Annotated in this window: 15 protein-coding genes; 10 read left to right on the top strand and 5 right to left on the bottom strand. The window is 63.5% G+C overall.

Annotation, left to right across the window (positions count from 1 at the left end; all coding sequences use genetic code 11):
* Positions 1 to 501 (top strand): IS3 family transposase (locus tag AB4Y87_RS11770; RefSeq protein ID WP_442004518.1); only part of this gene is annotated, 501 nt, incomplete at its 5' end.
* 219 nt (positions 502 to 720) lie between these two features.
* Here the strand turns inward: AB4Y87_RS11770 and AB4Y87_RS11765 are convergent.
* Positions 721 to 1392 carry a GntR family transcriptional regulator gene (locus AB4Y87_RS11765; protein ID WP_442004517.1) on the bottom strand — a complete coding sequence of 224 codons (672 nt, stop codon included), beginning with the start codon at positions 1390 to 1392 and terminating at the stop codon, positions 721 to 723.
* A 151-nt stretch (positions 1393 to 1543) separates the two neighbouring features.
* Between AB4Y87_RS11765 and glyA the strand changes: the two genes are divergently transcribed.
* From glyA to purU, 7 genes are read left to right on the top strand one after another with little or no spacing between them, the layout of a single operon-like run.
* Positions 1544 to 2917, top strand: coding sequence for a serine hydroxymethyltransferase (gene glyA, locus AB4Y87_RS11760; RefSeq protein ID WP_442004516.1), 1374 nt, complete (start codon positions 1544 to 1546; stop codon positions 2915 to 2917).
* Positions 2914 to 4134, top strand: coding sequence for a sarcosine oxidase subunit beta family protein (locus AB4Y87_RS11755; RefSeq protein WP_431117011.1), 1221 nt, complete (start codon positions 2914 to 2916; stop codon positions 4132 to 4134). Before glyA ends, AB4Y87_RS11755 begins: the two co-directional genes overlap by 4 nt.
* 17 nt (positions 4135 to 4151) lie before the next feature.
* Positions 4152 to 4493 carry a sarcosine oxidase subunit delta gene (locus tag AB4Y87_RS11750; protein WP_442004515.1) on the top strand — a complete coding sequence of 114 codons (342 nt, stop codon included), beginning with the start codon at positions 4152 to 4154 and terminating at the stop codon, positions 4491 to 4493.
* Positions 4494 to 4495: 2 nt separating this feature from the next.
* Positions 4496 to 7441 (top strand): 2Fe-2S iron-sulfur cluster-binding protein, encoded by a 2946-nt coding sequence (locus AB4Y87_RS11745; RefSeq protein WP_442004514.1) that lies wholly within the window; start codon positions 4496 to 4498, stop codon positions 7439 to 7441.
* Positions 7434 to 8078, top strand: a complete 645-nt coding sequence (locus AB4Y87_RS11740) for a sarcosine oxidase subunit gamma (protein ID WP_442004513.1) — start codon at positions 7434 to 7436, stop codon at positions 8076 to 8078. The genes AB4Y87_RS11745 and AB4Y87_RS11740 overlap by 8 nt, the downstream gene beginning before the upstream one ends.
* Complete coding sequence (locus AB4Y87_RS11735; protein WP_442004512.1) at positions 8078 to 9469, top strand: L-serine ammonia-lyase; 1392 nt, start codon at positions 8078 to 8080, stop codon at positions 9467 to 9469. The genes AB4Y87_RS11740 and AB4Y87_RS11735 overlap by 1 nt, the downstream gene beginning before the upstream one ends.
* A gap of 2 nt (positions 9470 to 9471) precedes the next feature.
* Entirely contained in the window at positions 9472 to 10371 is a 900-nt protein-coding gene (purU, locus tag AB4Y87_RS11730) for a formyltetrahydrofolate deformylase (protein WP_442004511.1), read from the top strand.
* Between the two features lie 84 nt (positions 10372 to 10455).
* On the opposite strand, the gene AB4Y87_RS11725 is transcribed toward purU, so the two are convergent.
* Positions 10456 to 11970, bottom strand: a complete 1515-nt coding sequence (locus AB4Y87_RS11725) for a PucR family transcriptional regulator (RefSeq protein ID WP_442004510.1) — start codon at positions 11968 to 11970, stop codon at positions 10456 to 10458.
* Between the two features lie 109 nt (positions 11971 to 12079).
* Here AB4Y87_RS11725 and AB4Y87_RS11720 point away from each other — a divergent pair, with 109 nt between their 5' ends.
* Complete coding sequence (locus AB4Y87_RS11720) at positions 12080 to 13669, top strand: purine-cytosine permease family protein (RefSeq protein WP_442004509.1); 1590 nt, start codon at positions 12080 to 12082, stop codon at positions 13667 to 13669.
* Positions 13666 to 14613, top strand: coding sequence for a polysaccharide deacetylase family protein (locus AB4Y87_RS11715; protein ID WP_442004508.1), 948 nt, complete (start codon positions 13666 to 13668; stop codon positions 14611 to 14613). Before AB4Y87_RS11720 ends, AB4Y87_RS11715 begins: the two co-directional genes overlap by 4 nt.
* A 75-nt stretch (positions 14614 to 14688) precedes the next feature.
* Here the strand turns inward: AB4Y87_RS11715 and AB4Y87_RS11710 are convergent, their stop codons facing one another.
* The 3 genes from AB4Y87_RS11710 to AB4Y87_RS11700 all read right to left on the bottom strand — a co-directional run bounded on the left by AB4Y87_RS11710 (position 14689) and on the right by AB4Y87_RS11700 (position 17432).
* Positions 14689 to 15192: a DUF456 domain-containing protein gene (locus AB4Y87_RS11710; RefSeq protein ID WP_442004507.1), complete on the bottom strand. Its 504-nt coding sequence runs from the start codon at positions 15190 to 15192 to the stop codon at positions 14689 to 14691.
* Positions 15193 to 15351: 159 nt separating this feature from the next.
* The gene (locus tag AB4Y87_RS11705) at positions 15352 to 16542 is read right to left on the bottom strand and encodes an NAD(P)-dependent malic enzyme (protein WP_442004506.1); all 1191 of its coding nucleotides are present in this window, start codon (positions 16540 to 16542) and stop codon (positions 15352 to 15354) included.
* A 281-nt stretch (positions 16543 to 16823) separates the two neighbouring features.
* Positions 16824 to 17432 (bottom strand): TetR/AcrR family transcriptional regulator, encoded by a 609-nt coding sequence (locus tag AB4Y87_RS11700; protein WP_442004505.1) that lies wholly within the window; start codon positions 17430 to 17432, stop codon positions 16824 to 16826.
* Positions 17433 to 17572: the final 140 nt, after the last annotated feature.

Raw genomic sequence — 17572 nt, 5'->3', positions numbered from 1 at the left:
CTGGTCGGAGACATCACCTACCTGCGCACCGGCGAGGGCTGGCTCTACCTGGCCACCGTCATCGACCTCTTTTCCGGCATGGTCATCGGCTGGTCCATGGCTGCCCACATGCGGGCAAGCCTGTGCACCGCGGCCCTGCAGATGGCACGGAACCACGGCCGTTTCGCCGAACATGGCGTGGTCTTCCACTCCGACCGCGGCACCCAGTACACCTCCGACGAATTCCAGCAATGGTGCGCCACGAACAGGGTCACCCAGTCCATGGGCAAGGTCGGGGTGTGCTGGGACAACGCAGTAGCCGAGAACTTCTTCTCCCACCTCAAAACCGAGTTCTACCACCACCAACGCTTCAGCTCCAGGATCGCCGCCCGGACCGCCGTCATGGACTACATCGAAGGCTGGTACAACCGCCGCCGACCCAACCGCCGCGCCGGCGGCGTCCCACCAGCCACAGCCCACGCAAACCACCACGCCAGCGCCCAGAAACCCCTGGCCGCCTAACCAAGAACAACGAGAACTGTCTCAAAAACTTGACGAGCGCAGAGAACGTCCGCCAGAAGGCCGTTGGACGTGAGAGAAGGACCGCAAAAAGACCGCAGGATATGAGAGAGCATCGGGAGGGGGCGGGGTTATCCGGCAGCGCGCGTCTAAGCGAGGTACGAGCGAGCGCGCAGAGGATGACCCCGCCGCCGGAGGCAGCAAGGCCGAGCAGATGAGACCCTAGAGGACCTTGCGGATCGTCTCTTCGAAGCTGACTACGTGGTGAAGGGCAAGCTCGGCGGCGCGGTCTTCGTCGCCGTCGGCTATGGCTGTCAGCAGTTCCGCGTGCTCGGAGATGTGGCCTGAGACGGAGGGCATCCTTTCGAGCATGTAGCACCAGATGCGGGTGGCGAGGTTGTCGTACCGGATCAGGACGTCTTCCAGGTGTGCGTTCGCCGAGGCCTTGTAGATCAGGCGGTGAACCTGGATGTCGTAGCGCATGAGTTCCTGGGAGGAGTTGTCCTGGCCTTCAAGGTCACGGATTGCACCAGCGACAGCGCGGAGCTCTGAACGCATGGCGGGGCTGGCCATGCGGGCAGCCTTCCTGGAGGCGAGTGGCTCCAGGAGCTCGCGGATCTCGGAGACTTCGGCCAGCTGGGTGATGTCCACTCCAGTGGCGAACGTCCCACGCCGCGGATAGGAGACCACCAAGTGGTCGCTTTCGAGACGCTTGATGGCCTCGCGGACGGGCGTGCGTCCAATGCCCAGTTCTGCAGCAATCTGGCCATCGTTGATGGGGTCGCCGGGTTTGATGTCCAGCATGATCAGCCTGTCGCGCAGGAGCAGGTACGCGTTCTCCGCCAGGGACGAACCCTGCGGAGTTGATTCCAGTGCTTCCAATGCGGCGCTCATTGCTCTCTCCCGTTGCTCGTACTTCAGTCTGCTGGATGAGTTACCGCAGTCCTGTTGACGACCATGTGATCTTCAACATACTATGGCAATAGTTCTAATATATCAGTTGCCTAACAGTCGGCCACTAGACAAGCTTTTGAAGGAGAACACCATGGTTGAACCGCTGATCCGCCCGCTCGCACAGGCGGACCCGGAGGTCGATCAGGCGATCGCCCTGGAACTCATCCGCCAGCAGTCCACGCTGGAAATGATCGCCTCTGAGAACTTCGCCCCCACGGCCGTCATGGAAGCACAGGGCTCGGTCCTTACCAACAAGTACGCCGAGGGTTACCCGGGCAAGCGCTACTACGGCGGCTGCGAACACGTTGATGTGATCGAGCAGCTGGCCATCGACCGCCTGAAGTCCCTGTTTGGCGCAGAGTTCGCCAACGTCCAGCCGCACTCTGGCGCGCAGGCAAACGCCTCGGCCATGCACGCACTGATCACCCCTGGCGACACCATCATGGGACTGAACCTTGCCCACGGCGGCCACCTGACCCACGGCATGCGCATCAACTTCTCCGGCAAGCTGTACAAGGTTGTTCCGTACGGCGTCCGCGAGGACACCCACACCGTAGACATGGCAGAAGTTGAGCGCCTCGCCCTTGAGAGCAAGCCGCAGCTGATCGTGGCCGGCTGGTCCGCTTACTCCCGCCAGTTGGACTTCGCTGAATTCCGCCGCATCGCGGACCTCGTGGGCGCCTACCTCATGGTGGACATGGCCCACTTCGCCGGTCTGGTTGCAGCTGGACTGCACCCGAGCCCGGTCCCGCACGCCCACATTGTCACCAGCACCACGCACAAGACCCTTGGCGGTCCCCGCGGTGGCGTGATCCTGACCAACGACGCCGACATCGCCAAGAAGGTTAACTCGGCTGTGTTCCCGGGACAGCAGGGTGGCCCGCTGGAGCACGTGATCGCAGCCAAAGCCGTAGCGTTCAAGATGGCCGCTGAGCCCGAATTCCAGGAACGCCAGGTCCGTGTGCTTGAGGGTTCCAAGATCCTGGCAGATCGCCTCCTCCAGGACGACGTGGCCGCAGCGGGCATTTCCGTGGTCAGCGGTGGGACCGACGTCCACCTGGTGCTCGCCGATCTCCGCCACTCCGTCCTTAACGGACAGCAGGCTGAGGACACGCTGCACCGCATCGGCATCACGGTCAACCGCAACGCAGTCCCCTTCGACCCCCGCCCGCCGATGGTTTCCTCGGGCCTGCGCATCGGCACCCCCGCCCTCGCCGCCCGTGGCTTCGGCGCTGAGGACTTCACCGAAGTCTCGGACATCATTGCGACGGCGTTGATCGCCGCAGCCAACAGCGGCACCCAAGCAGGCAGCACCGAAGGTGACGTCACCTTGGACGAAGCCACCGCCGTCGAACTCCGCCGCCGCGTAACCGCTCTGGCCGACAAATTCCCGCTTTACCCACACCTCAGTAACGGCAACGACGCCGCAACTGAACTCGAAGAAATGATTGGAGCAGCCCAGTGAGCGCGGACCACCTCCCCGAACACCCCGACTTCCTCTGGCGCAACCCGGACCCAAAGAAGAGCTACGACGCCGTTATTGTTGGCGGCGGCGGGCACGGCCTGGCAACGGCCTACTTCCTGGCCAAGAACCACGGCATGACCAACATCGCCATCCTCGAAAAGGGCTGGCTGGCCGGTGGCAACATGGCCCGCAACACCACCATCATCCGGTCCAACTACCTCTGGGACGAGAGTGCTGCAATTTACGAGCACGCCCTCAAACTGTGGGAAATCCTGCCGGAAGAGCTGGAGTACGACTTCCTGTTCAGCCAGCGCGGCGTGATGAACCTCGCCCACACCCTGGGCGACGTCCGTGAGAGCATGCGCCGCGTAGGCGCCAACCGCCTCAATGGCGTGGACGCGGAGTGGCTGGAGCCTGACCAGGTCAAGGAACTCTGCCCCATCCTGAACACCAGCGACAACATCCGCTACCCCGTCATGGGCGCTACCTACCAGCCGCGTGCCGGCATCGCCAAGCACGACCACGTGGCCTGGGCCTTCGCCCGCAAGTGCGATGAACTCGGCGTGGATATCATCCAGAACTGCGAAGTCACCGGCTTCATCAAGGACGGAAACCGGGTTACCGGCGTCAAGACTAGCCGTGGCAACATCAACACCGAAAAGGTGGGCCTTTGCGCCGCCGGCCACAGCTCGGTCCTCGCAGAGATGGCCGGCTTCCGTCTCCCGATCCAGTCCCACCCGCTCCAGGCGCTCGTGTCTGAACTGCACGAGCCGGTCCACCCCACGGTGGTCATGTCCAACCACGTCCACGTGTATGTCTCACAGGCACACAAGGGCGAACTGGTGATGGGCGCTGGCGTGGACTCGTACAACGGCTACGGCCAGCGCGGATCGTTCCACGTGATCGAGGAGCAGATGGCAGCCGCCGTGGAGCTCTTCCCGATCTTCGCCCGGGCACACGTACTCCGGACTTGGGGCGGCATCGTTGACACCACGCTGGATGCCTCGCCGATTGTTGGCCTCACCCCGGTGGAGAACATGTTCGTCAACTGTGGTTGGGGAACGGGTGGCTTCAAGGGCACTCCTGCGGCTGGCCTGACCTTCGCGCACACCATCGCAACCGGCGCCCCGCACAAGCTCAACAAGCCCTTCGCCCTGGAACGCTTCGAGACCGGCGCCCTGATCGACGAACACGGCGCCGCAGCCGTGGCCCACTAGTAAGGACGGGAAAAGACATGCTTCTCATTTCATGCCCCAACTGCGGGCCACGCGACGAAACCGAATTCCACTACGGCGGCCAGGCACACGTTGCCTACCCGGAGAACCCGAACGACCTCACGGACCGCGAGTGGGCTGAATACCTGTTCTACCGCGAGAACACCAAGGGTTCTTTCGCTGAACGCTGGGTCCACAGCACGGGCTGCCGCCAGTGGTTCAACATGTTGCGGGACACCGTGACCTACGACATCCACTCCATCTACGCGATGGGCCAGCCCCGCCCGGATACTCAACCAGGCCTCGCTCCCGGCGCCGCAACAACAGGCGCCACAGCCCCCACCTCCTCGGAAGGAGTCTAGAAGTGACCAGCAAGAACGCACGCCTCGCCACCGGCGGACGCATTGACCGCAGCATCGCTTGGCGCTTCACCGTGGACGGCCAGGAATTCACCGGCCACCCCGGCGACACCATCGCCTCGGCGCTGCTGGCCAACGGCCACATCAACGCAGGCAACTCCCTTTACGAGGACCGCCCCCGCGGCATCATGGCCGCTGGCGTGGAAGAGTCCAATGCCTTGGTCAAGATCGCTCCCCGATTCCCGGGCCACGTCGCGGAATCGATGCTTCCCGCCACGGCCGTTTCACTCGTGGACGGCATGAACGTTGAGCTGCTCTCCGGTTTGGGCAAGCTTGACCCTGCCGAGGACAAGGCTGAGTACGACAAGAAGTACGTCCACACCGACGTCCTGGTAGTCGGTGGCGGCATTGCCGGCCTTGCAGCTGCCCGCGAAGCAGTCCGCACCGGCGCCCGCGTCATCCTGATCGACGACCAGCCCGAACTGGGCGGTGCACTGCTCTCCGGCTCCACCGCGGAAGGCCTGCAGGAAACCATCGAGGGCAAGCCGACCCTGGAATGGGTTGCAGACGTTGAAGCCGAGTTGGTCTCCGCCGAAGAATGCACCGTGCTGAACCGCACCACCGCCTTCGGTTCCTACGATTCCAACTACTTCATCGCAGCCCAGAACCGCACGGATCACCTGACCGTTCCCACCGCTCCTGGCGTTTCGCGTCAGCGTATCTGGCACATCCGCGCACAGCAGGTTGTACTGGCACCGGGTGCCCACGAGCGTCCGTTGGTCTTCGAGAACAACGACCGCCCGGGCATCATGCTCGCCTCGGCTGTCCGCACGTACCTCAACCGCTACGCGGTCGCCGCCGGTTCACGCGTCGTCATCAGCACCACCAACGACTCCGCTTACTTGCTCGCTGCTGACCTGAAGGCAGCAGGCGTGGCGATTGCCGCCGTCGTCGATGCCCGTCCGCAGATCAGCGCGAAGGCCGCTGCCGCCGTCGAGTCCGGTATCCGGGTCCTCATTGGCAGCGCGGTTGCCGACACGAGCGCCGATGACGAGGGCCGCCTTAGCGGTGTCACCGTCCGCAGTATTAACGACGACGGCGAACTCACCTCGGGCGTCGAGCACATCGCCGCCGATCTGCTTGCTGTTTCCGGTGGCTGGAGCCCGGTGGTACACCTCCACAGCCAGCGCCAGGGCAAGCTGCGCTGGGACGACGAGCTGGCCGCCTTCATTCCCGCGGCGCCCGTAAGGGACCAGCAGGTTGTTGGCGCAGGCCGCGGCAGCTACGAACTCCATGACTGCCTGGCAGAGGGCATCTCGGCCGGTGCGGCAGCGTCCATCGCTGCTGGCTTTGAGTCCGCAACCACCCCCGTGGACCTGCAGGCACCCGTGGCGAGTGCACCGACCCGTCAGCTGTGGCTTGTTCCCGGTCAGACCGGTGAGCCGGGCGAGTGGCACCACCACTTCGTCGACTTCCAGCGTGACCAGTCCGTGGCTGACGTCCTCCGCTCCACCGGGGCCGGCATGCGCTCGGTGGAACACGTGAAGCGGTACACCTCCATCAGCACCGCCAACGATCAAGGCAAGACCTCCGGCGTCAACGCGATCGGCGTTATTGCCGCTGCGTTGAAGTTCGGCGGCGCGGAAAGCGTTCCGGGCGTCGGCGAGATCGGCACCACGGCCTACCGCGCACCGTTCACCCCGGTCGCATTCGCCGCTTTGGCTGGTCGCCAGCGCGGTGAGCTTTTCGATCCCGCCCGGGTGACCTCCATCCACCCGTGGCATGTTGCCCAGGGTGCGCTGTTCGAAGATGTCGGACAGTGGAAGCGCCCTTGGTACTACCCGCAGTCCGGCGAGGACATGGACACGGCGGTCCTGCGTGAGTGCGCAGCGGTCCGCGATTCCGTGGGCTTCATGGACGCAACCACGCTCGGCAAGATCGAGATCCGGGGCAAGGACGCCGGCGAATTCCTGAACCGCGTGTACACCAACGCGTTCAAGAAGCTCGCACCGGGATCCGCCCGCTACGGCGTCATGTGCACCCCGGACGGCATGATCTTCGACGACGGCGTGACCCTCCGCCTGGACGACGACCGCTTCTTCATGACCACCACCACCGGCGGCGCTGCCAAGGTGCTGGACTGGTTGGAAGAGTGGCACCAGACGGAGTGGCCGGAACTCGATGTGGTCTGCACTTCCGTGACGGAGCAGTGGAGCACCATCGCCGTCGTCGGTCCCAAGTCGCGTGCAGTGATCGCGAAGGTTGCCCCGCAACTTGCCGAGAACGGTGGCCTGGACGCAGAAGCCTTCCCGTTCATGACATTCCGCGAGACCACCCTGGCCTCAGGAGTGCAGGCACGCGTTTGCCGTATCTCCTTCTCCGGCGAACTGGCCTACGAAATCAACATCCCGTCGTGGTACGGGCTCAACACCTGGGAAGCCGTTGCTGCCGCAGGTGCCGAGTTCAACATCACCCCTTACGGCACCGAAACAATGCACGTCCTTCGCGCTGAGAAGGGTTACCCGATCGTCGGGCAGGACACCGATGGCACGGTCACCCCGCAGGACGCCGGCATGGACTGGATTGTTTCCAAGGCCAAGGACTTCATCGGCAAGCGCTCCTACCTCCGCAAGGACGCAAGCCGCGAGGACCGCAAGCACCTGGTGAGCGTCCTTCCCGTGGATCACTCGCTGAGGCTGCCGGAAGGCACGCAGCTTGTGGAGAAGGGCATCCCCGTCAACCCGGCGTACGGACCCGTCCCCATGGAAGGCTTCGTGACTTCGAGCTACCACAGTGCCGCATTGGGCCGTTCCTTCGGCCTGGCCCTGATCCAAAACGGCCGCAACCGCATCGGCGAGACCCTCGTGGCCTCGGTGGGAGACCAATTGGTGGACGTGGTTGTCGGCGAAACCGTACTTTTCGATGCTGAAGGGACCCGCAAAGATGGCTGAAACAGCAACACCAGCAGAAACCGCACACGTCAACCGCGTACGGGGTGCCCGCCGCAGCCCGGCCGAGCACCTGGCTGACGCCTTCACCTCCGGCTCAGTGCCGGGCACGGTGACGCTCAAGGAAATCCCGTACCAGGCCATGGTGGGTATCCGGGTTGAGCGAACGTCCGACGCCGGAACGCGCGTTGCGTCAATCACCGGCGGCTTGCCTGCCGCTTGTGGTGAAGTGACGGGCTCTGGCTCCGTCAACGCACTCTGGCTTGGCCCCACTGAGTTCCTGGTGGTCGCTCCGGAGGAGTCCCACGATTCGCTGGGCGGCTCCTTGGTCAGTGACCTGACCACGGCGCTGGGCAGCGATGAAGGTCAGGTAGTGGACTTGTCCGCCAACCGCACCACGTTCGAGCTCTCCGGCAGCCACGCCCGCGCCGTGCTCGAAAAGACGTGCTCGTTGGACCTTCACCCGCGCGTCTTCAAGGCCGGCACGGCTGTCTCAACGGAGCTCGCACACATCCCCGTGATGCTGTGGAAGACCTCGGACGAGAACTACCGGATCTTTCCCCGGGCCTCGTTTGCCGATTTCCTGGGACGCTGGCTCCTCGACGCCATGCGGGAGTATGCCTCCCCCGAGGTCCCCTAATGGCACTGAGTGTGCTTGATCTGTTTTCTGTTGGCATCGGGCCGTCGTCTTCACACACGGTCGGCCCGATGCGGGCGGCAAAGCAGTTCACGGACGGTCTTGAATCGTCCGGCCAGCTTCCGGCTACGGTGCGCGTCCAGGCTGAGCTCTTCGGCTCCCTGGGCGCCACCGGCCGGGGCCACGGCTCCGACAAAGCCGTGGTGCTGGGGCTGCAGGGCCACTCACCCGAAACCGTCGATACCAAAACCGCCGACGATCAGGTGGCAGCGGCAGCCCTCGACGCCGAACTGCGCTTGGGCGGCGACCACCGGGTGGACTTCAATTGGGACGAGGACGTGATCCTCCACCGCCGCAAGTCCCTTCCGGCACACCCCAACGGCATGACCTTCCGGGCGCTTGACCACACGGGCGCAGTATTGCGTGAGCGCAGCTACTACTCCATCGGTGGCGGCTTTGTGGTGGATGGGGATGCCACGGGCACGGACAAAGTCGTAGCCGATGACACCGTGCTGCCCTACCCGTTCACAACCGCTGACGAGTTGCTTGCCATTTGTTCACGCGAGGGCATGTCGATTTCCGATGTCATGTTGGCCAACGAACTCGTCTGGCGGTCTGAGGAGGAGCTCCGCGAGCGCCTTCTGGGCATCTGGGCTGTCATGCGTGAATGCGTGGACAACGGCTGCTCGGCCGAGGGAATCCTCCCTGGAGGTTTGAAAGTCAGGCGACGGGCGCCGTCGTTGTTTAAGAAGCTTTCACAGACCGACGCAGAGCTGAACGGGGAATCCTCGGCGGACCCGTTGCTCGCCATGGAATGGGTGAACCTGTTCGCGTTGGCAGTCAACGAGGAGAACGCAGCGGGCGGCAGGATTGTCACTGCACCGACCAACGGTGCCGCCGGGATTGTTCCTGCGGTGCTGCACTATTACACAAAGTTTGTTCCCGGAGCCAACGACGACGGCGTCGTGCGGTTCCTGCTCGCGGCGGCCGCCGTCGGGATTCTCTTCAAGATCAACGCCTCCATTTCAGGTGCCGAGGTGGGCTGCCAGGGCGAGGTGGGTTCCGCCTGCTCCATGGCCGCTGCCGGTCTTTGCGAAGTCCTGGGCGGAACGCCGGAGCAGGTGGAGAACGCCGCCGAGGTGGGCATCGAGCACAACCTGGGCCTCACCTGCGATCCCGTGGGCGGGCTGGTGCAGATCCCGTGCATCGAACGCAATGCCATCGCCAGCGTCAAGGCGATCAACGCTGCCCGCCTGGCCCTGCACGGAGATGGCAGCCACAAAGTGTCCCTGGACAAGGCCATCAAGACCATGCGCGAAACAGGCGCCGACATGAAATCCAAATACAAGGAGACCTCCCGTGGAGGACTCGCCGTCAACGTAGTGGAGTGCTAGCCATGACTGCCATCCAAACCGAATCTTCTACTGATTCTTCTCCCGGAACCACCGTGGAGCACGTCCTTACCTTGGACTGCCCTGAAGGTCCCGGAATCGTGCACGCTGTGTCCGGCTTCCTGCTGGAGCATGGCTGCGACATCATCGACAACAAGCAGTACGGTGACCGCGCCGAGGGCCACTTCTTCATGCGGGTTCACTTCGCGTCCTCCGGTGACGAGACCACTGTGGATGCATTGCGTGCCGCATTTTCCCCCGTGGGCGAGAAGTACTCCATGAACTGGCAGCTGGAACGCCAAGGGTCCAAGCGTCGCGTGTTGATCATGGTCTCGAAGTTTGGGCACTGCCTCAATGACCTGCTGTTCCGTGCGCGGATCGGTGAGCTGCCGATCGATGTGGTGGGCGTCGTGTCCAACCACACGGATCACGAGGGCTTGGCAGAGTGGCACGGGATTCCCTTCTTCCACGTCCCTGTCACCGCTGCTACCAAACCTGCTGCGGAAGCGCGTTTGCTGGACATCATCGACGAGCTGGACGTGGAACTCATCGTCCTGGCCCGGTACATGCAGGTGCTCAGCGACGATCTCGCCCGCAAGCTCGACGGGCGCGCCATCAACATCCACCACTCGTTCCTGCCCAGCTTCAAGGGCGCCAAGCCGTACCACCAGGCTTACGCCCGCGGAGTTAAGACCGTGGGTGCCACCGCCCACTACGTCAACGGCGAGCTGGACGAGGGCCCGATCATCTCCCAGCAGGTGGTTGAGGTGGATCACACGTTCGGACCGGACGATCTCGTAGCCGCCGGTCGGGACACGGAGTGCAAGGCCCTCAGCAACGCCGTTCGTTGGCACTGCGAGGGGCGGATCATCCTGAATGGGAACAGGACGATTGTGTTGAAGTAAGGCCTTGCGCGCCCCATTTCGATGGTTCCCTGCGCAGACGCTGTTGCGAACGGCGGTGTGTGCAGGGAACCATCGAATTGGCGTTTAAAGGAGCTGCAAACGGGCCAGCCGCGCCGCCAAATGCAGGGCGGCGAGCCTGCCCGTTCCCCTTGGGTCTCCCCCGCACAGCTCGAAGATCCGCTGCAGCCGGTGGTGCATGGACTGCCGTTCCAGGTGCAGTTCGCGCGCAGCCTGGGCTGTGTTGCAGCCAGTGTCCAGCCAGACGGTCAGCGTCCGCAGAAGCTGGGATCGCCGCAGCCGGTCATGCTCGACGACGGCACCCAACTGCCGCTGCACGAACCCTTCCCGGGTGGCTGGGTCGAGATGTTCCTCAGCGAGGCGTTCCACGGCGAAGGCTTCAGCATCCACCACTCCACCACCCACTAAATCCAGGTCCAGCGTCCGTCGCGCCTCGGCCAGCGACCAGGGAGCCTCATCGATCCCCTTGCCCACGGGGCCAAGCGCTATCGCAGATCCGGCTGGCGTCTCCAAGGCCCGGAGAGCATCCATCAGGGCTGCCCGGGTTGCTGCGCCATCCCCAAGGGAAGCGAGCGCGATCAGCTCCGCATTATCCGCATAGCTGGCACTGTGCGGCACGTGTATACGCAGCAGTGCATCAAGGGCCGAGCGAAGATGCCCTGCACCGGTGGAGCGGATCACCAGCGCAGCAACCTGGCCGTTCACGGGAAAGCCCGACGCCGGCCCAAGCTGCTGGAGCTGCCACGATTGGCTCCCGGAATTGATGGCACGCATCAGTTCAATGCCCGCCAACTCCTTCAATCCTGGCGGCATCCGCTGCAACAGGGCCAGGCCAAGGATGTCCACGGACCGCTCTCCCGCCACGCGCGCGAGGCCACTATCGCCGTCGTCGGGCACGTGCAGCTCCAAGCGGGCGGCGAGGACGCCACGCACCGGCACATCAACCGTGATGAGCCCACTGTCCTCCGCCAGCGAATCCGAGCCGGCCGCTGGACCCGCTGCAGACCCTGCTGCCGAGCTCGCCGCGGAACCCAGGGTGAGGCCCGACGGCGATACCAACCGCGCGCTGGAACCTGTCCTTTCTGCCAAAACAGCCAGAAGTTGGTCAAGTCCGCCGCCATGGGCGAGTTCGGCGGCCATCGCGTGGCTGGTTTGATCGCCGCGTTGAAGCTGTTCGACGGACTCGCTGACCAGGAGCGAGTTGATCTCCTGCATGACGGCAACGAAAGGAACAACGTGACGCAATTCAATAACGGGCAGGCCTGCGGCTTCGGCAGCCTCCAGCATGGGACCGGGAACTTCGGGCAGTGTCGATCCGGTTTCGAGTGCCAGTGCAGCTATGCCACGGGCCGCTAGCGCCCGGACGTATTGGGCTTGCCGTTCGGCGCTCTCAAGGGCAAGCGCCTGGCCGCCGCTGAGGAGCAGTTCGCCACCGCTGAGGAGCGGAGCGATGTCCAAAACCTCGCTGGAGTGCACCCAACGGACGGGCCGGGTCAGGGCATCCGCCACTGAGTTAAGGAGACGGGGCTCGGCGGCTTTGAGGCTTTCACGTTCCAAGGCTTGGCCCAGAAGGATTGACATGACACTCCGTAAGGTGGAATACAGTTTCTTTAGACACATCGTATCTTGTTGCTGTGATGTGTGGCACATACGCTGAAGGAGTCCCTTTCACACACGGAGGATCTCCCTCATGCAAGACAACCTCTCCCCTGCGTCATCGCAGCCTGCGTCACAGCAGCCTGCTTCAGCGCGGCCAGGCTCAGCGCAGTCAGGTCCGGCAACGGCGCCGGCCCATGACAGCGAAGCCTGGCTGCAGCCCATCCCCGAGTCAGACCGTACGCGCAAGGTCTCAGGCCAGTTCTGGATCTGGGCCGGCGCCAACCTCGCTCCCATCAACTGGGTGCTGGGCGCACTCGGAATCCACCTCGGCCTCGGCTTTGCCGACACCGTCTTTGTCCTCGTCCTGGGCAACCTGATCGGCATGCTGCTGTTTGGCTGCTTCGTCCTCCTTGGCCAAAAGACCGGCGCCACAGGCATGGTCCTGGCCCGGGCCGCCTTCGGCCGGCGCGGCAACTACCTCCCCGCCGCAATCCAGGCACTCCTGGTCATCGGGTGGTGCGCGGTCAATACGTGGATCATTCTGGACCTTGTCATGGCTCTCTTCGGAACGCTGGGCTGGGTGGATCCCACCGCAAAGAACTACGTCTGGAAGATCGGCGTCGCCACCGTCATCATGGCCGCCCAGGTTGCCATTGCCTGGTTCGGCTACAAGGCGATCGCTGCTTTCGAAAAGTGGACTGTTCCGCCCACCATCATCATCCTGGCCGTCATGTCCGCCGTTGCATGGATCGGCATGAAGATCGATTGGGGTTACGCCGGTCCAGCTGGCCACATCCTTGAGGGATCCGAGCGGATCGCTGCAATGAGCGCCGTAATGACCGCCATTGGCATCGGCTGGGGCATCACCTGGTTCACGTACGCCGCGGACTACTCGCGCTTCGTCAGCACCTCCGTTCCCAAGCGCAAGGTCTACCTGGCTTCGGTCCTTGGCCAGTTCATTCCCGTGGTTTGGCTCGGCGTCCTCGGCGCGAGCCTTGCGACCAACAGCGGCGAGATCGACCCCGGCAAACTGATCGTTCAGAACTTCGGAGTCCTTGCCCTTCCTGTCCTCCTCATGGTGTTGCACGGCCCCATTGCCACCAACATCCTGAACATCTACACCTTCTCAGTGGCCACACAGGCCCTGGACATCAATATCAATCGTCGCAAGCTCAACCTGTTCGTCGGCGTCTTCTCGCTGCTCGCCGTGGTGTTCTTCATCTTCCAGGAGGACTTCGCCTCGGTGCTCGACGCCTGGCTGATCGGCCTCGTTGCGTGGGTAGCTGCATGGGGCGGCGTCATGTTGGTGCACTACTTCTGGCTGGAGAAGCGCTGGCCCGGAAAGGTTGAACGGCTCTTCGACGGGGTCGGCACCAAGCGCCTCCCTGTGATCAACTGGGCCGGTATCGTCTCCTTGCTGGTTGGCATCTTCTGCACCTGGCTGTTCATGTACGGGCTGATACCAGTGATGCAAGGCCCCATCGCCGTGGCACTTGGTGGCTGGGATCTCTCATGGTTGGCTGGCGGACTCACCAGCGCGGCAGCCTACGCAATCCTCGGGCCGCGGGCACACCGAAAGTTTGTCCTTGCCGACTCTGACCATGTCTCCGTCACCCAAACTGCTCCGGGCGCTCCGGGTGCTCCCGCAGTTCCCGTAGCTTCCGAAAGGACCACAGCATGAGCCAGCCCGCCTTCGCGGACTCCCTCCACCCCATCACGTGGCCAGAGGGCTTCAAAGCCGCAGCGTCCTTCACCTTCGACGTCGACGCCGAGTCCTGCACCATCGCCCACGATCCCTCCAGCACCCGGCGCATGTCCCTCATGAGCCACCAGTCGTACGGGCCGAAGATCGCAGTCCCGCGGCTCCTGCAGATCCTGGATCGACAGGACATCAAGGGAACGTTCTTCATCCCTGGATTTACTGCGGAGAGCTACCCGGATGTAGTGCGCAGGATCGCTGACGGTGGGCACGAAATAGCCCACCATGGCTACCTTCACGAGCCCATGCAGGGCCTGGACGCCGCGACCGAGGCCAGTTACCTGGACCGGGGTTTGGAAGCACTTGCCAGCGTCGCCGGTGTTCGGCCAGTGGGCTACCGGGCTCCGTGGTGGGAGTTGAACTGGCAGTCGCCCGCGCTGCTCGCGGACCGAGGCTTCCTTTACGACTCAAGCCTGCTCGACGGCGATGCCCCCTACCGCATGTCAGTGGCCGAGGACGATCCCCGGGACATCGTGGAGATTCCCGTTGATTGGGCCTTGGATGACTGGGAGCAGTACGCGTTCTACCCCGGCATCACGGGCAGCGGGGTCATCGAAAGCCCGGCCAAGGCCTTGGAAATGTGGACTCTTGAGGCCCAAGCGCACCACGCCCAGGGCAGCTGCTTCGTCCTGACCAACCACCCGTTCATCTCCGGCCGGCCGTCCAGGGCCGTCGCCTTGGAACAGCTGATCGAACGGGTCAAGGGCCTTGAGGGCATGTGGGTCACCACTCTTGCCGAGATCGCACAGCACACGAAGGATACGGTTCAGGAAGTCCACACCCACGCCCGGATCGACGTCCCCTTGTTCCCAGGAGCCGGTGCTTCATTCCGCCCGGCCCAGGTACGGGTACCCACCCTCCGGTAACGCTTCGCCGAGATGGCAGCACGCCCCCATGTTCTGGCTGCACATGGGGGTCTGCTGCCATCTCGGCGAAGGTTCTTAACCGTTTACGGCGTTGATCCAAACCCCAATGATCCAGGTGCTCGCAGCGGCACATGCAAGACCGAACTCCACGAGAATCCCGATGCCGGTCGCCTTGAGCGCGGCGCCGCTCGTACGGACAGCCGTGCGGAAGTCACGCGTCCGCTGGACCTCGCTCAGCAGGAGCCCGACGGCGAATCCCACCAGCAATCCGACCACCGGAATCACGAACATTCCCACCACGCCGAGAACTATCCCAATCACAACGGACCTGTTGGGAATCCCATGCTGTTTCAGCTTTCGCCCTGTGAGCACTGCACTGGCGGCCATCCCGGCCACTACGAACAGCATGCCGATGGCGAAGATCACCCAGCCGAGCGTTCCGGCGCCGCCCCAAATTGCCCACGCGAGGAGGCTCGCACCAATGAGGATGCTTCCCGGAAGGACAGGGATGATGGTCCCGGCAACCCCAACCGCAATGGCTAGGCCGCACAGGATCGTCACGACGAGTTCGGCATTCATGGGCCCAAGTCTATGAGCCAGCAACGCGGGGTCACTTCTGGCCCCTTTGGGAGGCCAACATGGGCCACAAGTGACCCCGCGTTGCTCCTTAACGAACAACGACGGCGACGCTCCCCAGCGTGGGAGGCGTCGCCGTCATCGGTGTTTGGTCGGTAACCGCTATTCGGTCACTGCTGCGGCAACAGCCGCGGTGACTGCCGGTGCCACTCGGGCGTCCAGCGGGCTCGGCACGATGTAGTCAGCGGAGAGGTCTTCCTCGGCCAGCTCAGCGATGGCGCGTGCAGCGGCGATCTTCATTGCGGGCGTGATGCGGCGGGCCTTGGCGTCCAGTGCGCCGCGGAAGATGCCCGGGAAGGCCAGCACGTTGTTGATCTGGTTCGGGAAGTCGCTGCGGCCCGTGGCAACTACGGCCGCGTACTTCTGGGCAACCTCGGGAAGGACTTCCGGGTCCGGGTTGGACAGGGCGAACACGATCGACTGGTCGTTCATGAGCTTCAGGTGTTTTTCATCCAGCTTGGAGGAGGAAACGCCTACGAACACATCGGCGCCGGTCAGCCCCTCGCCCGGACCACCTGTGATGCCGCGGGGGTTGGTGCGCTGAGCCATGCGGGCCTTGACGCTGTCAGGATCGGCCACAAGATCGGCACGCTCAGCGTTGACTACGCCCTTGGAGTCGAGCAGGATGACGTCCTGGATGCCAACAGCAAGAAGAATCTCGGCAATGGCGATGCCTGCGGCACCTGCGCCGGAGACAACGACCTTGAGCCCGGAAAGTTCGCGCTTGGTCACCTTGGCAGCGTTGGTCAGGGCAGCGAGAACCACGACGGCGGTGCCGTGCTGGTCGTCGTGCATGACGGGGCAGTCGAGTGCTTCGATGAGGCGCTCTTCGAGTTCGAAGCAACGCGGAGCGGAGATGTCCTCAAGGTTCACTGCACCGAAGCTCGGGCGGAGGCGGACCAAGGTCTCGATGATCTCGTCCACGTTGGTGGTGTTGAGAACCAGCGGGATGGAGTCGAGGTCGCCGAAGGACTTGAAGAGGGCAGACTTTCCTTCCATGACCGGGAGGGAAGCGCTGGGGCCGATGTTGCCCAGGCCCAGGACGGCGGTGCCGTCGCTGACAACAACAACCAGGCGCTCAGCCCAGGTGTGGGTGCGGGCGAGCTCGGGGTTGGCGTGGATCGCGCGGCTGACCTGGGCGACGCCCGGGGTGTACGCGATGGAAAGGTCGCGCTTGTTGTTCAGGGGAACGGTGCTGGAAATCGTCAGCTTGCCGCCCTCGTGTGCTGCGAAGATCTCTTCTTCGCTCAGTACCAAGGCGTCATTGTCAGTAGCGATTGTCTCAATGGACACGTCTTTGTCTCCTCAGGCTAGCCGTGGACCCACGGCATGATTCGGGCAGGAACAGAACTGCTGGTTCGGGCCAAGGGTGGCTGGCCCGGAAGGTGCATCTGCAGGTATGGGCTGCTAGCCGCTTCGGTACTTCCAGCGTAGGGAAGCATGGAGGGTACAAGATTCAATACCAAGAGAGACGATTCGAGAGTAAAACGTTTGGGCAGATTCAAAAGTGATCCAGCTCACGCGAAAAAACGCATTCTTAGGAGCCGGTGGTCTAGACCGGAAGACCTATTGCGTCATTCTCCGGTCAGCAGGCTGCACGCCTTCTTGAGGTCTTTTTCGGCTTCAAAGAGCGACAAGCGACGACACCGGACGGCCTGGACCAGACCACTGACCAGATGCAACAGAATCCTGGCCTTCGGGGCGTCATTTCCGGGCTCTTTGCTCAGGGAACCCACAACTTCTTCGGACAAGAGATCAATCTCGCGCAGCAGCTGGGCGGTATCGCTATCTTTCCCGGCAGGCCGGATGAGGCAGTGCTCCACGCCGGGCTGCATGACCCTCAGGTGGAAGATCTCCATCATCAGACCTGACAAAGCATGGCCCTTGCCCTTCCTCTGGCGCACGCCGTCGCGAAGCTCGCGCAACTGCTGCCGGTAGACGGCCAACATCAGGTGCGCTGTGGAGGGGAAGTAGCGGTAAAGCGTGCCCAGCGGGACGTCCGCTTTGGCGGCAACGTCCGACAAACTCAAGGTGTCGAACTGACGTTGGGCAAAGCCCGCCGCTGTCTTCAGGATGCGGGCATAGCGCAGCTGCTGCCGCGGCGTGGTCGGTGCGGCAGCCATACGGGGCAACCCCGTCGTCAGATCAAGGGAGTACGGTTCCAGGGAAAACGGTTCGGGCATTTCCGGCGATCTCTTGGCAGGCTGGCAAGGAAACGGCCGGCTTGGGTCACAAGACCCGCGGCAGGCCGATCGCATCAATGATACGTGAGCAAAATGACCGTTTCCTGAGAGCGCCCCGCTTTGAACGCATCCCATGCCGC

The organism is Paenarthrobacter sp. RAF54_2 (assembly GCF_052113945.1).
Classification (GTDB): Bacteria; Actinomycetota; Actinomycetes; order Actinomycetales; family Micrococcaceae; genus Arthrobacter.
Note: the sequence above shows the minus strand (reverse complement) of the source record. Positions and strands in the feature narration are given on the sequence as shown.